This window comes from Rhizobium sp. CB3060 (assembly GCF_025200735.1).
Lineage (GTDB): Bacteria > Pseudomonadota > Alphaproteobacteria > Rhizobiales > Rhizobiaceae > Rhizobium.
On the sequence record NZ_CP104158.1, the window covers coordinates 1,642,248 to 1,661,132 of the forward strand.

Consider the following 18,885-nt stretch of genomic DNA (forward strand, 5'->3'; position numbering starts at 1 on the left):
GCCTTACGCGTTTGAGACAGGAAAAGCTTACTGGGTTGAAGCGACCGGACGCACCAGCGCCGTGACACGGCGGATGGTAACGCGACGGTTTTCCTGCTCGGGCCCCTGCGTATTCACCTTGAGATATTGCTCGCCGTAACCCTGGGTCACCAGGTTTTCCGGCGGAATGCCATAGACGTCGCTAAGGACCTTGGCGACGGATTCGGCACGCTGATCGGAAAGGACCAGATTGCTTTCCGGAGTGCCGACGGCATCCGTATGGCCTTCGATCATGAAGGTCTCGGTCGGGTCCTTCTTGACGATCTTGCCCATGGCGTCGGCAACGCCGCGCAGCGTACTCGCCTGCGACATCGGGATTTCCGCACTGCCGGTCGCGAAGGTGATCGTATCGAGGTCGATACGGCGCACCTTGTCGCGGATGCGGGCGGAATAACGCACTTCGTTCAGCGAATAGACCCGCTCGACTGGCTCGACCGGCGGTTCGCGCAGGAAGTCGTAATAATCCGCCTCGCGGTCCGTGCCCGTGTCGATGATGTACTGGTTCAGCGGAATGCGCAGGCGCATCGGCGGCAACTCGTCGCCCGGATCGCGGAAGTAGTCGTCGCGGTCCGGCTGATCCTCCAGTTCCGGGGAGTAGAACAGCACGTATTCACGGCCGCGAGCGTCGATGCGCGAGCGCTGAATGACGTCGCCATAGCGATTGCGCACGGTAATAATGCGATCGCCATCCGGCTGATCGATCGTTTCGCGGTAACGGTCGCGCGGAAGCTGCTCATAGATCGGACGTTCACCCTCACGGATGAAGCGCGCGCTATCATCGTGACGAACGACGTAGGTATTGTCGATATTCAGGATGACGCGGCCGCCCTGATTGCCGTTCGGCTGGAGTGCAACGCCTTCCGGCGACGCGAAATCCGGCCTGCGGTCGAGGCGACGCCCCTGCTCGCTGGTTATGGCTTCGATCCTCACAGGCTGTTGCTGCTGCTGGCCAGCGAGCGCGCGTTGAGCTTCGGCATCGGATGTCGGCGCCTTAGCATAGGCCTGCGGCTGTTGCACCGGGGCGTTCTGCGCTTGCCCAGTCTGAGCCTGACCGGCACCAGTCTGAGCCTGCCCGCCGGCAGCTTGGCCACCCTGACGGAAGCCGCGCCGCGCCGCATCCTTGTCGCTATCCAGCACGGCAGCGCCATTCTGCACCGGCAGAATAACCGTCTCGTTGCTGGCTGCAGGATTTGCAGCGATCTTCTTGCGACGCTCCAGTTCCTGCGGCGAAACCTGCTCACCTCCAGCGGCGGGGGCCGCTGTCTGGGCGCCCTGCTGCGCGGCACCATTGGCAGGCGCCTGCACGGCGTTACCCTGAGCGGGAGCACCGGTTTCGACATTCGGCTGCTGCTGTTTGCCGACCTGCGGAGCTACCTCGTTCTGCGGCTGAGCCTGCTGTCCCAGGTTCTTCTGAACTGGCTTTTGTTCGGGAGTGGCTGCAGGCTGTTGCGCGCCCTGCTCAGTCTGCGGCAGTTTGCCGGTCGCCGGCTTCTGGCCCTGCTGCGTGCCGGGCTCGACCTGATTTCCAGGCTGAACCTGGGTCTTCGGTTGGGCCTGCTCTGTGGCGGGAGCCTGTTGCAGGGCCGGTGCTACCTTCTGTTCTGCTGGTTGCTGAGCTGGGGCTACCTTCTGTTCCGCCGGTTGCTGCGCCGGTTCAGCCGATTGGCCCTGCAGCTTCTGATGCTTCTTCTTCTCAGGCTGGGCGGGGGTTTCCGGCTGGGCCTGTCCGCTCTGAGTCGGCTGTGCAGCCGGCGCCTGTTGCTGCGCGGGCGCGGCCTTCTGTTCGGCTGGCTGCTGTGCCGGTTCAGCCGATTGATCTTGCTTCTTCTGACGTTTCTTGAGTTCGGGCTGGCCTTGCGGTTGCGTTTCAGGGGCAGCCTGTTGCTGGGCCGCTTTCGGCTGCGGCGCTACTTCCGGCTGCGCCGCTGGCTGTTGCTCCGCATTCTGCTTGTGCTTCTTTTGCTCCGGCTGAGCCTGCTGGGTTTCCGGTACCGCCTGCGGCTGCAGCGCCTTGGGCTGCTGTGTTTCCTGCTGCTGCTTGGCGGGCTTTTGCTGTTCAGGCTGCCCTTCGGGCTGGGCTTCCTTCATCTTGCGCTGTGGCTCGGCTCCGCCCTGCTGTGCTGGTGCGGCCTGATGCTTCTGGCCCTGCGGCTCGCCCTGTTCCGCACCGCCTGGCTTCTTGCGCTTTTTCAGCTCCTCTTCGGACTGCCCGTCCGGAGCCGGCTGCTCCTGGGCAACCTCGAAACTTGCATTGCCGTTGACGGCGACCGATCCGGCGGCAGCATTGCTCAACGGTGCGATGGCTTGGTCGCGCAGCGCTGTGGCGGCAGCCGGCTCAAATGCCAGTGATAGAGACAGCAGTGGAAATGCTGCACTGGCAAATAGTCTGGATCGCTTTCCCATAGTTGGGATCTCCTTTTCTTATCATTATCCGCCAAGGTGCGGATCTCAGCCCGCGGAACAGATGCCCCATGATCCCGGCCGATTTTCGGTGTCCATAGGGCTGAATCGCGGCAAACGGTGATATGTTCCAAAGAATTAGATACGGAAAATTAACCCCGCCTGAACGCGCCGGAAGGCTTCCGTTCAGCTTTGCGGGATCGCGCAAGCGCTTTGGAGATAGTGTGTGCGATGCAAACCGGCTTCGTAATTCCAGTTGCAATTTGCGAAAAAAAAGTACGATTATCGAAGGCAGGCGGGCCACGCACCCGCTCCATTCTGGCCGGCCGCCAATGAAGAAAAATAGCCGCCGGTCGCCAACAGAGAGGATCAAAATGCGCATCTCCACTCGTCTTTTCGCCGCTGCATCGCTTGCCGCGATGTCGCTTTTCGCCGGGGCAGCGCTTGCTGACGGCGATTCGATCGTCATCGGCACCGACGCAACCTATCCGCCGTTCGAATCGCTCGACGCCGCCGGCAAATTCGTCGGCTTCGACATCGATATAGCCAATGCGCTTTGCGATCAGATGAAGGTCAAGTGCACCTTCGTGAACCAGGATTTCGACGGCATCATTCCGGCTCTGCAGGCCAAGAAGTTCGACGCCATCGTATCGTCCATGTCGATCACGCCGGAGCGTCAAAAGACCATCGACTTCACCAACAAATACTACAATACGCCGCCGGCCATCGCCGTGCCGAAGGATTCGACCATAACCGAAGCAACCGATGCGGCCCTGAAGGGCAAGACCATCGGCGCGCAGTCCTCGACCACGCACGCAAACTACGCCACCGCGCATCTGAAGGATGCCGAGCTGAAGCTCTATCCGTCGCCGGATGAATATAAGCTCGACCTCGCTAACGGCCGTATCGACGCTGTCATCGACGACGTCGTGGTTCTCTCCGAATGGGTCAAGTCCGATGCCGGCAATTGCTGCAAGATGCTCGGCACGCTGAAGGTCGATCCGGAAATCAACGGCGTCGGCGCCGGCATTGGCCTCCGCAAGGGTGACACCGCCCTTAAGGACAAGTTAAACGCCGCGATTGCCGCGATCCGTGCCGACGGCACCTACAAGAAGATCCAGGACAAGTATTTCGACTTCGACGTCTACGGCGAGTGATCGCCGTCGATTCCTTGGGAAAAGACGACGGCGGAAGCTTGCTCTTCCGCCGTTTTTGTTTGACATATAATATAAGAATAAGAGAAACGCGGCAAAAGCTGCGAGGGGAAATACGGTATGGGCGGATTGTTTTCCGCGTTTGGTTCCTTGTGGGCCTGGATAGATAACGCTTTCGATCCGCTGTGCGGCCCCGTCGGGCTCTTCACCGTGTTCTTCCAGAACACCTCTATTGCCTGTGGAGACACCGGCTGGGGCGACGAGATTGCCGGCGGCCTCAAAGTCACGATAACAGTAGCCGTCCTGACATTGCCGCTCGGCTTGGTCGTCGGCTTTCTGGTGGCGCTGGCACAGCAATCCGAAGAAAAGTCGCTGCGGCTGGCAGCCGGCGTGTTCACCACCATCTTTCGCGGCCTGCCGGAGCTCCTGACGCTGTTCATCATCTATTACGGCATACAGATTCTGCTGCAAACGGCCCTCGCTTACGTGGGCTACACCGGACAGGTCGAGATCAACGCCTTCGTCGCCGGCATGGTCGCCCTGTCGATCGTTTTTTCCGCCTATTGCTCGGAAGTTTTGCTGTCGGCCTTCAGGGCGATTCCCAAGGGCCAGTATGAAGCGGGCGACGCTCTTGGCTTTCACCGGGCCCGCACCATGCGTCTGATCATCCTGCCGCAATTGATCCGCATCTCGCTTCCCAATCTTGGGAACCTCTGGATGAACTTGCTGAAGGATACATCCTACGTTTCCGTCATCGGACTCGCTGACATCATCCGCCAAACGGGCCTTGCCGTGCGCGCGACCAAGGAACCATTCTTCTTCTATTTGGTTGCCTGCGGACTCTATTTGACGCTCGCCGTCATCTCCTCGGCCGGGTTGTCTTACCTCGACCGTTGGGCCAAACGCGCGGAGTTTCGCCGATGAGCTATGCAGAAGTCTTGATCCCCGCGCAGCCGGCACCACCGGAGACGATGAAGCGCCTCTCCAAGGCCCGCATTGCCGGTTATTTCTTCCTGGCCCTCTGGGCGCTGCTAGGCATCGCGCTGATCACGATGATGATCACCAATTGGGACAACGCAAAATTCTTCAAGTTCGGTCCACGCTTTCTGCACGGCCTCTGGATCACGGTGAAGCTGGTCGGGCTTTCCTTCATCCTTGGCGGGATACTCTCCGTTCCGCTCGCCTTTGCGAGAATGTCGAAGAACCGGATTTTGAAGAGCCTGACCTATGGCTATGTCTATCTCTTCCGCGGCACGCCGCTGCTGGCGCAGATCTTCATGGTCTACTACGGCTTTCCGCAGGCGCGCGGCTTCATTGACAGCATCGGTCTCTGGTGGTTCTTCCGCGATCCCTTCAATTGCGGTCTGTTTGCCATGACGCTAAACACGGCGGCCTATCAGACCGAGATTGTCCGCGGCGCCATCCAGAGCGTCCATCACGGCCAAAGCGAGGCTGCGGCCTCGCTCGGCCTTCATAAGCTCGTCACCTTCTACAAGATCATCTTGCCGCAAGCGTTGATCGTGGCGCTGCGGCCTTACGGCAACGAGATCATTCTCCTGATCAAGAGCTCGGCGACCGTATCGATCATCACCGTCTACGATCTGATGGGTGAGACGCGCTATGCCTTCTCGCAGACCTACGACTACCAGACCTATCTCTGGGCAGCGATCTTCTATCTTTCCATCGTCGAGCTGATGCGTAACCGCTGGGCTTGGATCGAGGGCTACCTGACGCGCCATCTGAAGCGTTGACCCTTGCCATGGCAGGCGTCTCCTTGCGCCTGCCGCCTGCACCTTGGCAGCACTCACCTATAGAGGCTGCTATCATATTGATTTTCGAAAAGAAATTTCTTTTTTGCAACACTTTTGTAAAGCTTGGGTTTACCATGAGGTGTTTCCATTTTCCTGTGACATCCGCGTCACGAAGAACAATGGGAACAGAAAGAGAGACCTCATGCACAATGACATGCAAAAGCAGTTGCAAGGCTATGGGCTCACTACGGCGCAGATCCTCTATCGCCTGCCCGATCATCCGCAATTTCTGCAGACCTACATCTGGCAGGACTATGATCTCGCCCCGAATTTCCCGGAGATGCGCGGCTTCCTGAAATTCTGGCAGGAGAAGCTCGACGGGCCGTTACATTCGGTGCGCTATGTTCACCGTCGGCTGATCTCGGCGACCGAGTGGCGGGCAGTGAAGGGAGAGTTCATCCTGCACTAAAACGCATCGCGATCTCTGGGATTCGCTCCTTGCGTTTTAGGCCCTTGATTTTGCGCGTGTCGTTATCGCAAAACCGCTGCGCACTTTTGCGCGACATGCTTTAGTCTGGCTTTGCCAAACGATCAGACATGCGCTTCGCCATGGGTGAAATCGCCGTCATCCGGCCCGCGACGTAATGCGCTATAGAGAATGACGGCATAGAACACGGCCACGATTGCGATCACCGGCCAACCGGGGATCGGTCCGAGCGTTGCATTGTCGGCAATATAGCTCCACGAATGCGCCAGTTCTTGCGGCGCACCATTCGCTTGCAGTTTCGGCGTCGAGATCTTCAAAACCCAGGCCAGCAGCAGGATCACATACATCCAGCAATAATTCCGCCGCAGGCGTCGCTGCATCGCTTCGGAATAATTGAGCAGAAAACGCGGTGCGCGCAGGCTTTTGGCAATCGACACCGCCCAATCGGGATTGAGATTGGCTTCGGGCGCCAAGATCTGCGCAAAATAGCTGCGTTCCAATTGCCGCACCCGCGCCCGATAGACGTCGAAGAAGCGATAGCGCCGCGCCTCGATCATCAGCAGCAAGGTGATCAGCATCATACCAAACAGCAACACGCCATGATGCGACGTCGGCGTCGACAGCGATACGGAAAGCAACGCCGCAACGACGGTGATCGCCCAGTTTGACGTCCGGTCGATGCGATCGCGCCAACTGGTCATCCGCGCGAGCTCGCCGCGGTAGTAATGGGTCAACGTGTTGGTGATCTCCCCCGTCGTCGAAGGCATAGGCGGCGGCTTCCGATCCGTAGCGCTGTTGATGAGATGCGACGTGGTGAGCTCGGTGGCCATGGTTTTTTCCTCCATTTCTCTTTTTTTGCGCAACGGCCTTATGGCCCGCCGCTGCCGCAGACGAATATTTTGCTCCTTCAACGCAGCCATTGCAAAAGCCATTCAAGCGCCTTAATGCCTCCTTGACGAATGAAGGACTGATCGCTCATGGCAAAGAAAAAGATAGACGAAGACGCGCTGGCGGACGCCTACAACCGCGCCCTTGCGCTCGAAAAAGCCGGCGATATCGACGCCGCGGTCAAGGCCTATGAGGATGTGCTGGCGATCGATCCCGAGGATCATGGCGGCGCAGCCGTGCGCATCGCCTCGATGGGCCGCGGCGAAACGCCGGTTAAGGCGCCGGACGCCTATGTCGAAACCCTGTTCGATCAGCATGCTGAAGTTTTCGAAGACGTGCTTGTCGAGCAGCTCGGCTATCATGTTCCGGTTCTCGTGCGTCAGCGGCTGCAGGCACTTGGTCTCGGCCCCTTCAAGCGCATGCTTGATCTCGGCTGCGGCACGGGCCTGACCGGCGGTACGCTGCGAGACATCGCCGAGGACATTACGGGTATCGATATTTCCGAAAACATGGTCGAAGTCGCCCATGAGAAGGATCTGTATGAAACGCTGTTCGTCGCCGAGGTTGAGGATTTCCTCGACGATAATGACGAAGAGCCGTTCGACCTGATCACCGCCACCGATGTGCTGCCCTATCTCGGCGCGCTGGAGCCGTTGTTCTTCGGCGCCGCTGAAAACATGACGCCGGGCGGCCTCTTCATCTTCTCCTCGGAAACCCTGCCCGACAGCGCTATGGCAGGCCGCGCCTACATGGTCGGTCCGCACCAGCGTTTCGCCCATTCGGAAAGCTACGTGCGCGAACGCCTGACCGCGACCGGCTTCGAGCTGATCGAAATCACCGACATCAATGTCCGCATGGAAGAGGGTCATCCGACCCCGGGCCATCTGGTTATCGCGCGCCTTGCGTCGTGATCTGATTTCTCCTGCAGCCAATCCGAATAGTTACCCAATTGGGTAACTATTCATTGCATTCGCTGGCACGATCTGTTACTTAGCCATTTAGGTAAGTTTTGGCATCGCCTCGATGTAGGAAAGGTCGCTGTATGTCTCTCATCCTTTATCAGCATCCCCTCGCCTCCTTCTGCCATAAGGTCCTGATGGCGCTTTATGAGAACGGTACGCCCTTCGAAAGCCGGGTCATCGATCTCGGCAATGAAGAGTCCCGCGCATCGCTGCTGCGCCTCTGGCCGATCGGCAAATTCCCTGTCCTGCGCGACGAGGCGCTCGATAGCACCGTTCCCGAAACCAGCATCATCATCGAATATCTCGACCGGCATTATCCCGGCGCGACGCCGCTGTTGCCGCTCGATCCGACGGATGCGCTCTGCGTCCGCCTCTGGGATCGCTTCTTCGATCTCTACGTTCAGGAACCGATGCAGGCGATCGTTGCTGACATTCGCCGTCCGGAAGATGAGCGCAACCCCAAAGCCGTCGCGCAGGCGCAGGCATTGTTGCGCACCGCCTACGGCATGATCGAGCAGCAACTGGGCGAAAAGCTCTGGATCGCCGGTGACGCCCTGACGATGGCGGATTGCGCCGCCGCCCCGGCATTGTTCTACGCCGAAACGCTCGTGCCCTTTGGAGAACAGCAAGTCCGGCTGCAGCAATATTATCAACGCCTGCTCGATCGTCCGTCCTTTGCACGCGTGCTCGAAGAGGCGATGCCCTACTTCCATTTCTATCCCTATAGCCAGAAGCTGCCCGCCCGTTTCCGCCCGGAACGATCGGATGGTTGAGGATTCCATAGCGCTCGACCGAATGTTCCAGGCCCTGTCGGACCAAAGCCGCCGCGGCATGATCGACCGCCTCGGCCGCGGTCCCGCCTCGGTGATGGAACTGGCCCAGCCGTTCGCCATGGCACTGCCGACCGTGATGAAACATCTGCATGTTTTGGAAACCAGCGGTCTGGTGCGCTCGGAAAAGATCGGCCGGGTGCGGACTTACCAGCTACGGAAAGAAGCGCTGGAGCAGGTCGAACGCTGGATCGCCGAGCGTAGGGCGGGGTGGAACAGGACCTTCGACCGGCTCGATCAGTTTCTGGCCGACAATTCCGAGGAGACGGCGGTGAAATGACCGAGAGAACGACGGAACATACGACGCTGACCATAGAGCGTCATTTCAAGGCGCCGCTGCAGCGCGTCTTCGGCGCCTGGGCGGTGGCCGAAAACAAGCGCCAATGGTTCGCCTGCCACGGGGATTGGACGCCGCTGGAATTTCAGCTCGACTTTCGTCCTGGCGGCAGCGAGAGCAACCGCGTCGCCTCGACGGATGGCGTGGTACACGCCTATCAGGCTCGCTACATCGATATCGTGCCGAACGAACGCATCATCTATGCCTTCGACATGATGCTCGCTGACAAGCGCATCTCGGTATCGCTGGCAACCGTCACCTTCGCGCCGGAGCCTAGCGGCACCACGATGCTCTTTACCGAGCAAATGGTTTTTCTCGACGGCTATGGCGACAATGGTTCCCGGTTGATGGGCACCGAAATCGGCTTCGACAACCTTCGGCTCTATGTCGAAGGCGACGAAAGCAGGCCGAACTAGCCCGCGCGAGCCAGCCAGGATCGTCGCCAACAACTGGCTTTCGAGCTCGGCCGCTACCACTCGCCGACAAATCGGTCTTTCGTCCCCCTCGCCTTTCCGCTAAGCCTTCAGGCAAATTCTTGGAAGGAGTCTCGCGAATGGCAAAGGTCGCTTTCATCGGCATGGGCGTCATGGGCTATCCCATGGCAGGGCATTTGAAGGTCAAGGGCGGTCATGACGTCACCGTCTATAACCGCACCGTCGCCAAGGCCGAAGCCTGGGCCAAACAATTCGACGGCAAGTTCGCCCCAACCCCCGCCGCTGCGGCCGAAGGCGCCGATTTCGTCTTCACCTGCGTCGGCAATGACGACGACCTGCGCGCGGTGACGATCGGCCATGACGGCGTGCTCGCCGGCATGAAGGCGGGCGCAGTCCTGATCGACAACACGACGGCAAGCGCCGAAGTCGCCCGAGAACTTTATGCCGCAGCCAAGGAAAAAGGCGTGGACTTTATCGACGCTCCCGTCTCCGGTGGCCAGGCGGGCGCGGAAAACGGTGTGCTGACCGTCATGTGCGGCGGTGACGAGGCAGTGTTCGAAAAAGCAAAGCCCGTGATCGATGCCTATGCCCGCATGGTCGGCCTGATGGGTGCCGTCGGCGCAGGCCAGCTCACCAAGATGATCAACCAGATCTGCATCGCCGGTGTGGTCCAGGGCTTGGCCGAAGGCATCCATTTCGGCAACCAGGCCGGCCTTGACATCGAAAAGGTGGTGGAAGTCATCTCCAAGGGTGCGGCCGGTTCCTGGCAGATGGAAAACCGCCACAAGACCATGAATGTCGGAAAATACGACTTCGGCTTTGCCGTCGACTGGATGCGCAAGGATCTGGACATCGTATTGTCGGAAGCCCGCCGCAACAAGGCAAAGCTGCCGCTGACCGCCTTGGTCGATCAGTTCTACGGCGACGTCCAGGCCATGGGCGGCAACCGCTGGGACACGTCGTCGCTGTTGGCGCGACTGGAGCGGAAATAATCCGTCCTAGTCCAGCTCGATGAGGGACGCCGCCGGCTCGCCAAACGAGGCGGCGCCTGCTTCCTGCAAACGATGATCGAAGGCAGTTTCACAAACCGGCAACCTTCGCTACGTTTAGCGGCATTTTGCTGCCGGCTGACAAGAACAAGCCGGTGAAAAGAGTTGCGGAGGCCTGGTGTTTCAAATTTCGGATAATTATTCCGCCTTTCCCCAACGCGATATCGTCCGACGCGACGGAGCCGGAATGACGGCATGTATCATCCAAAGCACGCGCCTGCTCTGCAAGCGCCTTGCGTCGCCTGCTCCGGGCGTGGTGCTCGTTCAAAAAGGTCAGAAGATCATTCTCGATCGGGTCGCCGACATGAAGGCTTGCGCCGGCGATCTCGTACTGATCCCCGAAGGCGCCACCTCCGATATCATCAACGAGCCCGATGGCTCTGGCGGCTATCAGGCGCTCGCCCTGCAGTTCGCGCCAAATTTGATCGCTGATTTCGCAGTCGGCGATGCCAGGCCGGTGCAGGAGATCCAGGTTCTCACCGGCATGCAGCCGGCTTTCGAAGAAGCTTATGGCAAGGCAATCGAGGCGATCCGAAGCGGCCCTCTCCTGCCGGACAGCATCGCAGCATCTCGTGTCAACGAAATCCTGTTGTGGCTCGGCGCGCTCGGCCACCGGTTTGCGCCGATCACGAACCCTGGCCCGATCGAACGCCTGCGCCGGATCATCAATTCCGATCCGGCCTACCCCTGGCGCGCTCCGGAGCTGGCGAAAACTATCGGCATGAGCGAGGCCAGTTTGCGGCGCAAGTTGGCAGCGGCGGAAACGAGCTTTTCTGAGCTTTTGGCTGATATCCGGATGACGACTGCACTCACCCTTTTGCAAACGACCGAGAAGTCCGTGACGCAAATCGCTCTGGATGTCGGCTACGACTCGGCCTCCCGCTTCACCGCACGCTTTCGGACGCGGTTCGATTTCGCGCCAAGCGAAATTCGCGGCCATCAGCGTGAAGTTGATCGAAACGGCGCAAAGACTGATCGAAACAGCGCAGCGCTCATCGCCGCAGAATGACAATCTCCCGCCGTCGACGCTGCGGACAGCGTCGCTCTAACGGAGATTGTCATGAAATATTCTATCGCCGCGGCCCTGGCTGCCACGTTGCTGGCATCGGGCCAAGCCTCAGCCTTTGAACTCGCCAGCCCCGACATGAAGGACAGCGGCACGCTCAAGATCGAACAGGTGGCCAACGTATTCGGCTGCAAGGGCGGAAACGTATCTCCCGCGCTAAGCTGGAAAGATGCACCGGAGGGAACCAAGAGCTTCGTGGTAACGCTCTATGATCCGGATGCGCCCACAGGCTCCGGCTGGTGGCATTGGACCGTATTTGATATCCCCGCATCCGCCAAGTCGCTGCCATCGGGTGCGGGATCGACTGGGGGAACCGGTCTGCCTTCCGGAGCCATCCAGGGAAGAACCGACTTCGGCACCTCTGGTTTCGGCGGCGCCTGCCCGCCTCCAGGCCCGGCGCATCGTTACAAGCTGACCGTAACCGCGTTGAAAGTCGATAAGCTCGGCCTCGACAGCAATGCCAGCGGGGCGCTCGTCGGCTATATGACGCAGGCAAACGCCCTCGCCTCCGCTTCCATCACCGCCACTTACGGCCAATGATGGCGCGCTGACAAAGACGCAACGCCCTTACTGCGAAGTTCACGCAGCGGGCGTTGCCCAAACATATCGCTTGTCGATTAATCGTCGCTCGATTTCGCGTTTTCCAGGATCATGTAATCCAGCGGTAGCTCCGTCGAATACTTGATCTGCTCCATTGCAAAGGCCGAGGAGACGTCGCGGATTTCGATCTTGGCGATCATGCGCTTGTAGAAGGCGTCATAAGCGGCGATATCCGGCACGACGACGCGCAGCAGATAATCGACATCGCCGCTCATGCGATAGAATTCAACCACTTCCGGGAAATCGGCGATCACTTCGGAGAAGCGCTTCAGCCATTCGATCGAGTGACTATTGGTGCGGATCGAGACGAAAACGGTGACCTTGGTGTTGACCTTTTCGGGGTCGAGCAGGGCGACACGACGGCGAATGACGCCATCCTCTTCCATCTTCTGGATGCGGCGCCAGCATGGTGTCGTCGACAGTCCGACCTTTTTGGCGAGATCGGCCACGGCCAGAGTGGAATCCTCCTGCAGCAGGCGCAGGATTTTGCGGTCAAGACGGTCCATTTCGAGTGCCCTTTCGAATTATATTCTCTCTATAGCGCATTTTTGCCGGAGGAAAAGAAACTTGTTTCACGAAACAAGGATTTTCACACGTTCTCGCAACACGGGCAGCAGCTCCATCTCGAACCAGGGATTGCGCTTCAGCCAGCCGCTGTTGCGCCAGCTCGGATGCGGTAACGGCAAGACGGCGGGCGACTGATTGGTAAGGAGATAACGCCGCCATTGCGAAACGGTTTCCGTCATCGATGCCATACGCGCCGGCCCGAGATGCCACGCCTGAGCATATTGCCCGACGGTAAGGACCAGCTCGATTTGCGGCATCGCGTCGATGGTCTTTTGCCGCCAGAGCGGCGCGCATTCCCGGCGCGGCGGCAAATCGCTGCCGGCGGCATCGTAGCCGGGAAAGCAGAACCCCATCGGCACGATGGCGAAATGATCTGGATTGTAGAAACTATCGCGGTCGACACCCAACCATTGCCGCAGGCGGTCGCCGGAGGCATCGTTGAACGGCAAGCCGCTCTCATGCACACGCAGCCCCGGCGCCTGCCCGGCAATCAGGATACGCGCCGTCGCCGATAACACGGCAACCGGCCGCGGCTCATGCGGCAATCGGTCCCCCTCGCCCCGCAGCGGTGTGTCCCGGCAGATACGGCAGGCGGCAATGGCCTTGCCCAGCGCCTGCAACTCTTCCTCCCACGCCATCAGCGATCCCATCCGACAAACTGTCGCAAATAATCGCCGAGCCCGGCCAACGGATCACCATTGCGAGCCATACGCTCGTCGCGCCGATAGTCGCGCGGCCGCTCGAACTCGCCCGCCCAAAGCCCTGCTTTCGCCTGACGCGCGGCCGCCTCTTCGCTCGCATAGCCACCATAAGAGACCGCCATGCCGCTGCGCACCATCGCGCCATTAATGTCAACGCCGTCGGCTTTGCAGGTCACCAGCAGCCGACCGTAACGGTCATGTTCACTTCCCCGACATTCCGCCCGACCCGTCTTCATAAATTTATCAAGGGCCTTGCGCGCCTCTTCGCCGCAGGCCCAATCCACGTGAGCGCGCTGACATTGCTGCCGATACTCCGGCGCATCGATGCCAAGCAGGCGCAAACGATCACCGTTTCGGGCGAGCGTATCGCCGTCAACGACATAAAAGTTTCCAGTTTGAATGAGTTCCGGGCGATTGTTCATCTTTAAAGCCAGCAAACCGAGCAGTGCCAGCAACGCGAATGTGGTCACGCCGTCACGAAAAAGGCGGCGGGGCCGCGTCACGCTTTTGCCTCCTTAAAGAACAAACCCTTGGCAAAGATGGCAACAAATCATTTCTGAGCAGCATCTTCTTAAGGTTTGGCCGCTAGTCTGTAGCCCTCGGCAGGCCAAATTTCAACGTATCTATGAGCACCGGCGTCAGCACATCGACAGATAAGATCATCGTCGACCGTTCGCGCAGTCACCGTAACCGGGCTGTGTCGAAGACGGTGCGGCAGACGCGCGAGCGCCTGCAATCCGGCCACAGCCGCAGCTTCGACCGCGAAGCCATGATGATGCATGTCGACAGCCTTTTGCAGGGCGCCTCAGTCATGCCGATCTTCGTCATCATCGTCGCAGCGCTCGGCGTCTATCTCGCCGGCGACGCGCAAATCTTCATCTGGGCGATCCCCACCCTGTCGGCACATGCCCTCAACATGCTGCTCGGCCGCCGCGCAAAAAAACGCGAAATGACCGCCGAAAGCGCCAGAAAATGGCGCCAAATGCTGTTGCTCGGTCAACTCCTCATCGGCTTTTGCTGGGCATACTTCGCCATGCAGAACTGTGCCACCTGCGGCGGCGATGGCTTCGCGCTCTATAAGGGCGCGACGCTGCTGGTGGGGATCTGCGTCACGGCGATGGCGAATTTCATGCTGCCGCGCGCCGTACCCTTCTCCTTCGCGCCGGCAATCGTTGCACTTGCCGTCAAAGCGGCGCTGACGCGCAATCCGGTCGATATTGCCTTAACCGCAACCGTTGCCGTGGCGGTCGTCTTCTTCACCTTCATTACCAACCGCATGTTTCAATCGAATCTGAAGATCCTTTCGTTCCAGTCGGAAAAGGACGATCTGATCGCCGAGCTGGAAGTCGCAAAATCCATGTCGGATGAAGCGCGACGGCGTGCCGAAGAGGCGAACCTCGCCAAGTCGCGCTTCCTGGCCTCGATGTCGCATGAGCTCAGAACGCCGCTCAACGCCATCCTCGGCTTCTCCGAGGTCATGTCGGCGGAGGTCATGGGGCCGCTGAACAACGCCACCTATCGCGAATACACCACCGACATCCACCGCTCCGGGCAACACCTCCTCAACCTGATCAACGAGATCCTCGATCTATCCCGCATCGAGGCCGGCAAGTATGAGCTGAGCGAGGAAGCAATCTCGCTGCTGGATGTGTCGGAGGATTGCATCGGCATGGTGCAGTTGCGCGCACGTGGCAAGAACATCTCCATTTCGTCGCAGTTCGAGCCACAGCTTCCTTCGGTCTGGGCCGATGAGAAATCCATGCGCCAGGTGATCCTCAATCTTCTCTCGAATGCGGTAAAGTTCACGCCGCAAGGCGGAGAGATCACCGTCAAGGTTGGCTGGACCGCCGGCGGTGGGCAATATGTGGCAATCAAGGACAATGGTCCGGGCATTCCCGAGGAGGAGATACCCGTCGTTCTTTCCGCCTTCGGCCAGGGCTCGATCGCCATCAAGAGCGCCGAACAGGGGACTGGTCTCGGACTGCCGATCGTTCAGGCGATCCTTGCCAAGCATGACGGCCAGTTCATGCTGAAGTCCAAGCTGCGCGAGGGAACGGAAGTCATCGCCATCCTGCCGGCCAAACGCGTGCTGCAAAGTCTGCCGGCCATCGAGGACGCGCCCTTGGTCGAGCGTCGCAAGAAGAGCTTTGCCTGACGCTCAGGCCATACGGCGCTTCAGCGGAAAAACAGATGGCTGGCGATCGTATAAAGAAGATAGAGGCCGGAAGCGACCAGCATGCAGAGGACAGCGAAGGAGCCGAGATCCTTGGCATGCTTGCCGACGTTGGAAATCTCGGGCGAAATCCGGTCAATGACTTCCTCGACCGCCGTATTCATCGCCTCTACGGCGAAAACGCCGAGAAACAGCACGACGGCAATCATGATTTCCGCAAGGGTTGCCCCGACGACGACGAGCAGGATCAATCCGGCGGCTGCGAACAACAGCTCTTGCCGGAAGGCCGATTCTTGCAGCAGGCGTTGAAAGCCACCCCAGGAATAACCGGCGGCGGCAAAGAAATGCCGGATCCCCGTTTCCTTGGTTACCGCTGATTTCGAAAACTCGGCCATTCCTGCCCCGCTTGCAACGTCTTAACCGCAAAATTAGCAGCCTTGCGAATACCGTTTCGCTATTCCCAAGGCAAGCCGACAACCGCGTCGGCCAAAGAAATCATTACAGTTTTATGACATAGGTCGAAAGTCGGTCGGAATTTTGAAGGCGGGGCGCTTAATCGCGGCGCTCCGCCGTTTTATCCGTCAATGCTTGTTAGCGACGCCGGCGCTCTCGAAGGTCGCCATGCCGGAATGGCAGGCAGCGGCGGCCTTGACGATGCCAGCAGCGAGCGCTGCACCCGTGCCTTCGCCGAGCCGCATGCCGAGCGCCAGCAGCGGCGTCTTGCCGAGCTTATCGATCGCCTTGAGATGCCCCGGCTCAGCCGAGACGTGACCGATCAGACAATGATCGAGAGCGGAGGGGTTGGCAGCCTTGAGGATCGAAGCGGCGGCAGTTGCGACATAGCCATCGATAATCACAGGGATGCGCTCCATACGGGCGGCGAGGATGGCGCCGGCCATGGCCGCGATCTCACGGCCGCCGAGGCGGCGCAGCACTTCCAGCGGATCCGAAAGATGGTCGCGATGCAGCGCCACAGCCTTTTCGACGGCAGCGATCTTGCGCTGCAGCATCTCGCCTTCCGAACCTGTGCCGGGTCCAACCCACTCCGCCGCTGTGCCGCCATAGAGCGCATAGTGGATGGCAGCCGCGATCGTCGTGTTGCCGATACCCATTTCGCCAACGCAGAGCAGATCCGTCCCGCCGGCAATGGCTTCCATGCCGAAGGCCATGGTTGCGGCGCAATCGCGTTCGCTGAGAGCCGGCTCTTCGGTGATGTCGGCGGTCGGGAAATCCAATGCCAGATCGAAAACCTTCAGGCCGAGATCGTAGGCTACACAAATCTGGTTGATCGCAGCGCCGCCGGCGGCGAAATTCTCCACCATCTGCTGCGTCACGGCCGGCGGAAATGGCGTGATGCCCTGCTTGGTAACGCCGTGGTTGCCGGCAAAGATCGCCACGAGCGGCCGGTTGACGGCCGGCTGACGGCCGGTCCAGGCGGCGAGCCAGAAGGCAATCTCTTCCAGACGGCCGAGAGCGCCCGGCGGCTTGGTGAGCTGGGCGTCACGCTCGCGAGCGGCGACAAGCGCTCGGGAATCCGGACCGGGAAGGTCGCGCAGCAGCGTGCGGAAATCGTCGAATGGCAGGCCGGTAACGCTCATGAATGCCGTTCCTTGTCTTTTGGTCTCAAATCAGGTTCTTTGCGTGCGACTCTATTAGTCTTCGGCACAGGCGCGAACAACTCCAAAAACGCCCGATGCTGTCGCAGGAATATCGGGGAGAGGATGAATATTCGGGAATACACAGGCGACACCGCGCGCGCCGTTGCTTTCTTGAGCCGCATTCCCGTGCCGCCGTCCTTCTTTGAGAGCTATGACGGCAAGCTTGCCCGCGTCTCGCGTACCTTCCCCCTCGCCGGCCTGCTGATTGCCCTGCCCGCCGCCATCGTCTTCGGCGTGCTGCTTGCCTTCCACGCCGACCCATTGATGGCGGCGCTGTTGGTACTTGCTGTCCAGACGATGACGACAGGCGCTCTGCATGAGGATGGTCTGAGCGACATGGCAGATGGCCTTGGCGGCGGCAAGGATCGCGACAAGGCGCTCGCGATCATGAAGGATAGCCGCATCGGCACCTACGGCGCGGTGGCGCTGATCCTCTCTTTCGGACTACGCGCCGCAGCGCTTGCCGCCATCGCCCGTGGCCTTACGCCCTTTGCCGCAGCCCTTGCCCTACCGGCTTCCGCCGCGCTCAGCCGCGGCGCCATGGTCTGGCACTGGTATATCCTGCCCCCCGCGAAGCAGGACGGCGTTGCCGCCTCGGCCGGCAAACCGGATTACAGCGCAATGCAAATAGCGCTCATCACCGCGCTGGTGCTTTCTGCTCTTCTGCTCTGGCCGGGCCTCAGGCTTCCCGCCTTTATCCTGTACCTCTTTGTCACCGCAGCCGCGGCATTTCTCCTCACCCGCCGCGTACGCCAAAGGCTTTCCGGTCACACCGGCGACACCATCGGTGCGACGCAGCAGATTTGCGAGATCGCCGCCCTCTGTACCCTTGCCATGTGCGTTTGAAGCATCGATATATGCCCTTATGCTAACACCCTGCATTCTTGTCTGCTCCATTGATATGAATACCGGCTATTGCTTCGGCTGCGGACGCACGCGCGAAGAAATTGGCGCATGGACGTCCTACAGCGATGATGAGCGCCGCGAGATCATGCAGGTTCTGCCGGAGCGCCTCGCCACCGTCGAACGCAAGCCGCGCCGCGAAACCCGTCGCCAGCGGCTGGCGCGGGAGCGCGGCGCAGTATGAACCGCCTGAACGTCGCCCTCGCCATTATCGGCATCGGTCTCGCGCTCCTCGTCTTCAACAATAGCAGCGGCACGACCTTCGGAATCGACAATGACGACTTTGCCGGCATCGTCTATCTGGTGCCGCTCGCACTGGTCATGGCGGCAGGCATTTGGGCGAGCCGCCATACGGCGAGCCAGTCATTGCGCAATCTGCTGATCTGGCTAGTCATCATCATGGCGCTGGCGACTGGCTACATTTACCGCCGCGATGCCCAGCAGGTTGGCGACCGGTTGATGGCCGGCCTTGTGCCCGGACACGCCGTCGTCGTCACGACAAGCGAAGGTGGCCAGGAAGTCATTCTCCACAAGCTGCTGAACAGCCATTTCGAGGCACAGGTGATGATCAACGGCCAGCCTATCGACATGCTCGTCGATACCGGCGCCAGCACCATCGCATTGTCGCAAAAGGACGCCGAGCGCGTCGGCATCAATCCGGAAAACCTCACCTATTCCATGACGGTCATCACCGCCAACGGCAGGGCCAGGGCCGCTCCCGTCGAACTCGGCTCCGTCGCCATCGGTCCGATCCTGCGCCGCGATGTCCAAGCAACCGTCGCCGAAGATGACAAGCTCGATCAGAGCCTGCTCGGCATGAGCTTTCTGGAAACGCTGGGCTCAATGCAGATGCAGACGGATGAGCTGCGGCTGCGGGATTGAAGGC

Annotated in this window: 22 protein-coding genes; 15 read left to right on the forward strand and 7 right to left on the reverse strand. The window is 60.0% G+C overall.

The window, feature by feature from the left end:
- Positions 1-27: 27 nt before the first annotated feature.
- Positions 28-2,442 (reverse strand): OmpA family protein, encoded by a 2,415-nt coding sequence (locus tag N2601_RS08015; RefSeq protein ID WP_104823307.1) that lies wholly within the window; start codon positions 2,440-2,442, stop codon positions 28-30.
- A 371-nt stretch (positions 2,443-2,813) separates the two neighbouring features.
- Here N2601_RS08015 and N2601_RS08020 point away from each other — a divergent pair, with 371 nt between their 5' ends.
- The 4 genes from N2601_RS08020 (at position 2,814) to N2601_RS08035 (ending at position 5,813) form a co-directional block, all read left to right on the forward strand.
- Complete coding sequence (locus tag N2601_RS08020) at positions 2,814-3,596, forward strand: ABC transporter substrate-binding protein (protein ID WP_260303881.1); 783 nt, start codon at positions 2,814-2,816, stop codon at positions 3,594-3,596.
- 117 nt (positions 3,597-3,713) lie between these two features.
- Positions 3,714-4,517, forward strand: coding sequence for an ABC transporter permease (locus N2601_RS08025; protein WP_104823309.1), 804 nt, complete (start codon positions 3,714-3,716; stop codon positions 4,515-4,517).
- A complete protein-coding gene (locus N2601_RS08030; RefSeq protein ID WP_104823310.1) occupies positions 4,514-5,344 on the forward strand; it encodes an ABC transporter permease in 831 nt (276 codons plus the stop codon). The genes N2601_RS08025 and N2601_RS08030 overlap by 4 nt, the downstream gene beginning before the upstream one ends.
- Before the next feature lie 202 nt (positions 5,345-5,546).
- Positions 5,547-5,813: an usg protein gene (locus N2601_RS08035; RefSeq protein WP_104823311.1), complete on the forward strand. Its 267-nt coding sequence runs from the start codon at positions 5,547-5,549 to the stop codon at positions 5,811-5,813.
- Between the two features lie 122 nt (positions 5,814-5,935).
- Here N2601_RS08035 and N2601_RS08040 read toward each other — a convergent pair whose 3' ends face one another.
- Complete coding sequence (locus tag N2601_RS08040) at positions 5,936-6,661, reverse strand: DUF2270 domain-containing protein (protein ID WP_104825118.1); 726 nt, start codon at positions 6,659-6,661, stop codon at positions 5,936-5,938.
- A 147-nt stretch (positions 6,662-6,808) separates the two neighbouring features.
- On the opposite strand from N2601_RS08040, the gene N2601_RS08045 reads away from it, so the two are divergent.
- From N2601_RS08045 to N2601_RS08075, 7 genes are all read left to right on the forward strand, one after another.
- Positions 6,809-7,630, forward strand: a complete 822-nt coding sequence (locus N2601_RS08045) for a class I SAM-dependent DNA methyltransferase (protein ID WP_104823312.1) — start codon at positions 6,809-6,811, stop codon at positions 7,628-7,630.
- 131 nt (positions 7,631-7,761) lie between these two features.
- Positions 7,762-8,454: a glutathione S-transferase family protein gene (locus tag N2601_RS08050; protein ID WP_104823313.1), complete on the forward strand. Its 693-nt coding sequence runs from the start codon at positions 7,762-7,764 to the stop codon at positions 8,452-8,454.
- Positions 8,447-8,791, forward strand: coding sequence for an ArsR/SmtB family transcription factor (locus N2601_RS08055; RefSeq protein ID WP_104823314.1), 345 nt, complete (start codon positions 8,447-8,449; stop codon positions 8,789-8,791). Before N2601_RS08050 ends, N2601_RS08055 begins: the two co-directional genes overlap by 8 nt.
- Positions 8,788-9,264 carry an SRPBCC family protein gene (locus N2601_RS08060; protein WP_104823315.1) on the forward strand — a complete coding sequence of 159 codons (477 nt, stop codon included), beginning with the start codon at positions 8,788-8,790 and terminating at the stop codon, positions 9,262-9,264. The genes N2601_RS08055 and N2601_RS08060 overlap by 4 nt, the downstream gene beginning before the upstream one ends.
- A gap of 137 nt (positions 9,265-9,401) precedes the next feature.
- Complete coding sequence (locus tag N2601_RS08065) at positions 9,402-10,274, forward strand: NAD(P)-dependent oxidoreductase (RefSeq protein WP_260303882.1); 873 nt, start codon at positions 9,402-9,404, stop codon at positions 10,272-10,274.
- Positions 10,275-10,518: 244 nt separating this feature from the next.
- Positions 10,519-11,340 carry a helix-turn-helix transcriptional regulator gene (locus N2601_RS08070; protein WP_158704457.1) on the forward strand — a complete coding sequence of 274 codons (822 nt, stop codon included), beginning with the start codon at positions 10,519-10,521 and terminating at the stop codon, positions 11,338-11,340.
- A gap of 51 nt (positions 11,341-11,391) precedes the next feature.
- A complete protein-coding gene (locus N2601_RS08075; protein WP_104823318.1) occupies positions 11,392-11,937 on the forward strand; it encodes a YbhB/YbcL family Raf kinase inhibitor-like protein in 546 nt (181 codons plus the stop codon).
- A gap of 77 nt (positions 11,938-12,014) precedes the next feature.
- Here the strand turns inward: N2601_RS08075 and N2601_RS08080 are convergent, their stop codons facing one another.
- The 3 genes from N2601_RS08080 to N2601_RS08090 form a co-directional block, all read right to left on the reverse strand.
- The gene (locus tag N2601_RS08080) at positions 12,015-12,503 is read right to left on the reverse strand and encodes an Lrp/AsnC family transcriptional regulator (RefSeq protein ID WP_104823319.1); all 489 of its coding nucleotides are present in this window, start codon (positions 12,501-12,503) and stop codon (positions 12,015-12,017) included.
- 66 nt (positions 12,504-12,569) lie between these two features.
- The gene (locus N2601_RS08085; RefSeq protein WP_104823320.1) at positions 12,570-13,202 is read right to left on the reverse strand and encodes a uracil-DNA glycosylase family protein; all 633 of its coding nucleotides are present in this window, start codon (positions 13,200-13,202) and stop codon (positions 12,570-12,572) included.
- Positions 13,202-13,768, reverse strand: coding sequence for a thermonuclease family protein (locus tag N2601_RS08090; protein ID WP_104823321.1), 567 nt, complete (start codon positions 13,766-13,768; stop codon positions 13,202-13,204). Before N2601_RS08090 ends, N2601_RS08085 begins: the two co-directional genes overlap by 1 nt.
- Before the next feature lie 122 nt (positions 13,769-13,890).
- On the opposite strand from N2601_RS08090, the gene N2601_RS08095 reads away from it, so the two are divergent.
- The gene (locus N2601_RS08095) at positions 13,891-15,420 is read left to right on the forward strand and encodes a sensor histidine kinase (RefSeq protein ID WP_104823322.1); all 1,530 of its coding nucleotides are present in this window, start codon (positions 13,891-13,893) and stop codon (positions 15,418-15,420) included.
- A gap of 20 nt (positions 15,421-15,440) precedes the next feature.
- Here the strand turns inward: N2601_RS08095 and N2601_RS08100 are convergent, their stop codons facing one another.
- Entirely contained in the window at positions 15,441-15,833 is a 393-nt protein-coding gene (locus N2601_RS08100) for a diacylglycerol kinase (protein WP_104823323.1), read from the reverse strand.
- A gap of 186 nt (positions 15,834-16,019) precedes the next feature.
- Positions 16,020-17,036 carry a nicotinate-nucleotide--dimethylbenzimidazole phosphoribosyltransferase gene (gene cobT / locus N2601_RS08105; RefSeq protein WP_104823324.1) on the reverse strand — a complete coding sequence of 339 codons (1,017 nt, stop codon included), beginning with the start codon at positions 17,034-17,036 and terminating at the stop codon, positions 16,020-16,022.
- 123 nt (positions 17,037-17,159) lie between these two features.
- Between cobT and N2601_RS08110 the strand changes: the two genes are divergently transcribed.
- Genes N2601_RS08110 through N2601_RS08120 form a run of 3 tightly spaced genes read left to right on the forward strand, consistent with a single transcriptional unit; the run spans position 17,160 to position 18,881 of the window.
- Positions 17,160-17,942, forward strand: coding sequence for an adenosylcobinamide-GDP ribazoletransferase (locus tag N2601_RS08110; RefSeq protein ID WP_104823325.1), 783 nt, complete (start codon positions 17,160-17,162; stop codon positions 17,940-17,942).
- Positions 17,943-17,961: 19 nt separating this feature from the next.
- Positions 17,962-18,183, forward strand: a complete 222-nt coding sequence (locus N2601_RS08115) for a DUF1289 domain-containing protein (RefSeq protein WP_104823326.1) — start codon at positions 17,962-17,964, stop codon at positions 18,181-18,183.
- Positions 18,180-18,881 carry a TIGR02281 family clan AA aspartic protease gene (locus tag N2601_RS08120; protein ID WP_104823327.1) on the forward strand — a complete coding sequence of 234 codons (702 nt, stop codon included), beginning with the start codon at positions 18,180-18,182 and terminating at the stop codon, positions 18,879-18,881. The genes N2601_RS08115 and N2601_RS08120 overlap by 4 nt, the downstream gene beginning before the upstream one ends.
- Positions 18,882-18,885 lie beyond the last annotated feature (4 nt).

What these genes read in the sequence shown, in the direction of transcription:
- N2601_RS08015 (WP_104823307.1), bottom strand. Translation starts at nt 2,442, where the DNA reads ATGGGAAAGCGATCCAGACTATTTGCCAGTGCAGCATTTCCACTGCTG.
- N2601_RS08020 (WP_260303881.1), top strand. Translation starts at nt 2,814, where the DNA reads ATGCGCATCTCCACTCGTCTTTTCGCCGCTGCATCGCTTGCCGCGATG.
- N2601_RS08025 (WP_104823309.1), top strand. Translation starts at nt 3,714, where the DNA reads ATGGGCGGATTGTTTTCCGCGTTTGGTTCCTTGTGGGCCTGGATAGAT.
- N2601_RS08030 (WP_104823310.1), top strand. Translation starts at nt 4,514, where the DNA reads ATGAGCTATGCAGAAGTCTTGATCCCCGCGCAGCCGGCACCACCGGAG.
- N2601_RS08035 (WP_104823311.1), top strand. Translation starts at nt 5,547, where the DNA reads ATGCACAATGACATGCAAAAGCAGTTGCAAGGCTATGGGCTCACTACG.
- N2601_RS08040 (WP_104825118.1), bottom strand. Translation starts at nt 6,661, where the DNA reads ATGGCCACCGAGCTCACCACGTCGCATCTCATCAACAGCGCTACGGAT.
- N2601_RS08045 (WP_104823312.1), top strand. Translation starts at nt 6,809, where the DNA reads ATGGCAAAGAAAAAGATAGACGAAGACGCGCTGGCGGACGCCTACAAC.
- N2601_RS08050 (WP_104823313.1), top strand. Translation starts at nt 7,762, where the DNA reads ATGTCTCTCATCCTTTATCAGCATCCCCTCGCCTCCTTCTGCCATAAG.
- N2601_RS08055 (WP_104823314.1), top strand. Translation starts at nt 8,447, where the DNA reads ATGGTTGAGGATTCCATAGCGCTCGACCGAATGTTCCAGGCCCTGTCG.
- N2601_RS08060 (WP_104823315.1), top strand. Translation starts at nt 8,788, where the DNA reads ATGACCGAGAGAACGACGGAACATACGACGCTGACCATAGAGCGTCAT.
- N2601_RS08065 (WP_260303882.1), top strand. Translation starts at nt 9,402, where the DNA reads ATGGCAAAGGTCGCTTTCATCGGCATGGGCGTCATGGGCTATCCCATG.
- N2601_RS08070 (WP_158704457.1), top strand. Translation starts at nt 10,519, where the DNA reads ATGACGGCATGTATCATCCAAAGCACGCGCCTGCTCTGCAAGCGCCTT.
- N2601_RS08075 (WP_104823318.1), top strand. Translation starts at nt 11,392, where the DNA reads ATGAAATATTCTATCGCCGCGGCCCTGGCTGCCACGTTGCTGGCATCG.
- N2601_RS08080 (WP_104823319.1), bottom strand. Translation starts at nt 12,503, where the DNA reads ATGGACCGTCTTGACCGCAAAATCCTGCGCCTGCTGCAGGAGGATTCC.
- N2601_RS08085 (WP_104823320.1), bottom strand. Translation starts at nt 13,202, where the DNA reads ATGGCGTGGGAGGAAGAGTTGCAGGCGCTGGGCAAGGCCATTGCCGCC.
- N2601_RS08095 (WP_104823322.1), top strand. Translation starts at nt 13,891, where the DNA reads ATGAGCACCGGCGTCAGCACATCGACAGATAAGATCATCGTCGACCGT.
- N2601_RS08100 (WP_104823323.1), bottom strand. Translation starts at nt 15,833, where the DNA reads ATGGCCGAGTTTTCGAAATCAGCGGTAACCAAGGAAACGGGGATCCGG.
- cobT (WP_104823324.1), bottom strand. Translation starts at nt 17,036, where the DNA reads ATGAGCGTTACCGGCCTGCCATTCGACGATTTCCGCACGCTGCTGCGC.
- N2601_RS08110 (WP_104823325.1), top strand. Translation starts at nt 17,160, where the DNA reads ATGAATATTCGGGAATACACAGGCGACACCGCGCGCGCCGTTGCTTTC.
- N2601_RS08115 (WP_104823326.1), top strand. Translation starts at nt 17,962, where the DNA reads ATGCTAACACCCTGCATTCTTGTCTGCTCCATTGATATGAATACCGGC.
- N2601_RS08120 (WP_104823327.1), top strand. Translation starts at nt 18,180, where the DNA reads ATGAACCGCCTGAACGTCGCCCTCGCCATTATCGGCATCGGTCTCGCG.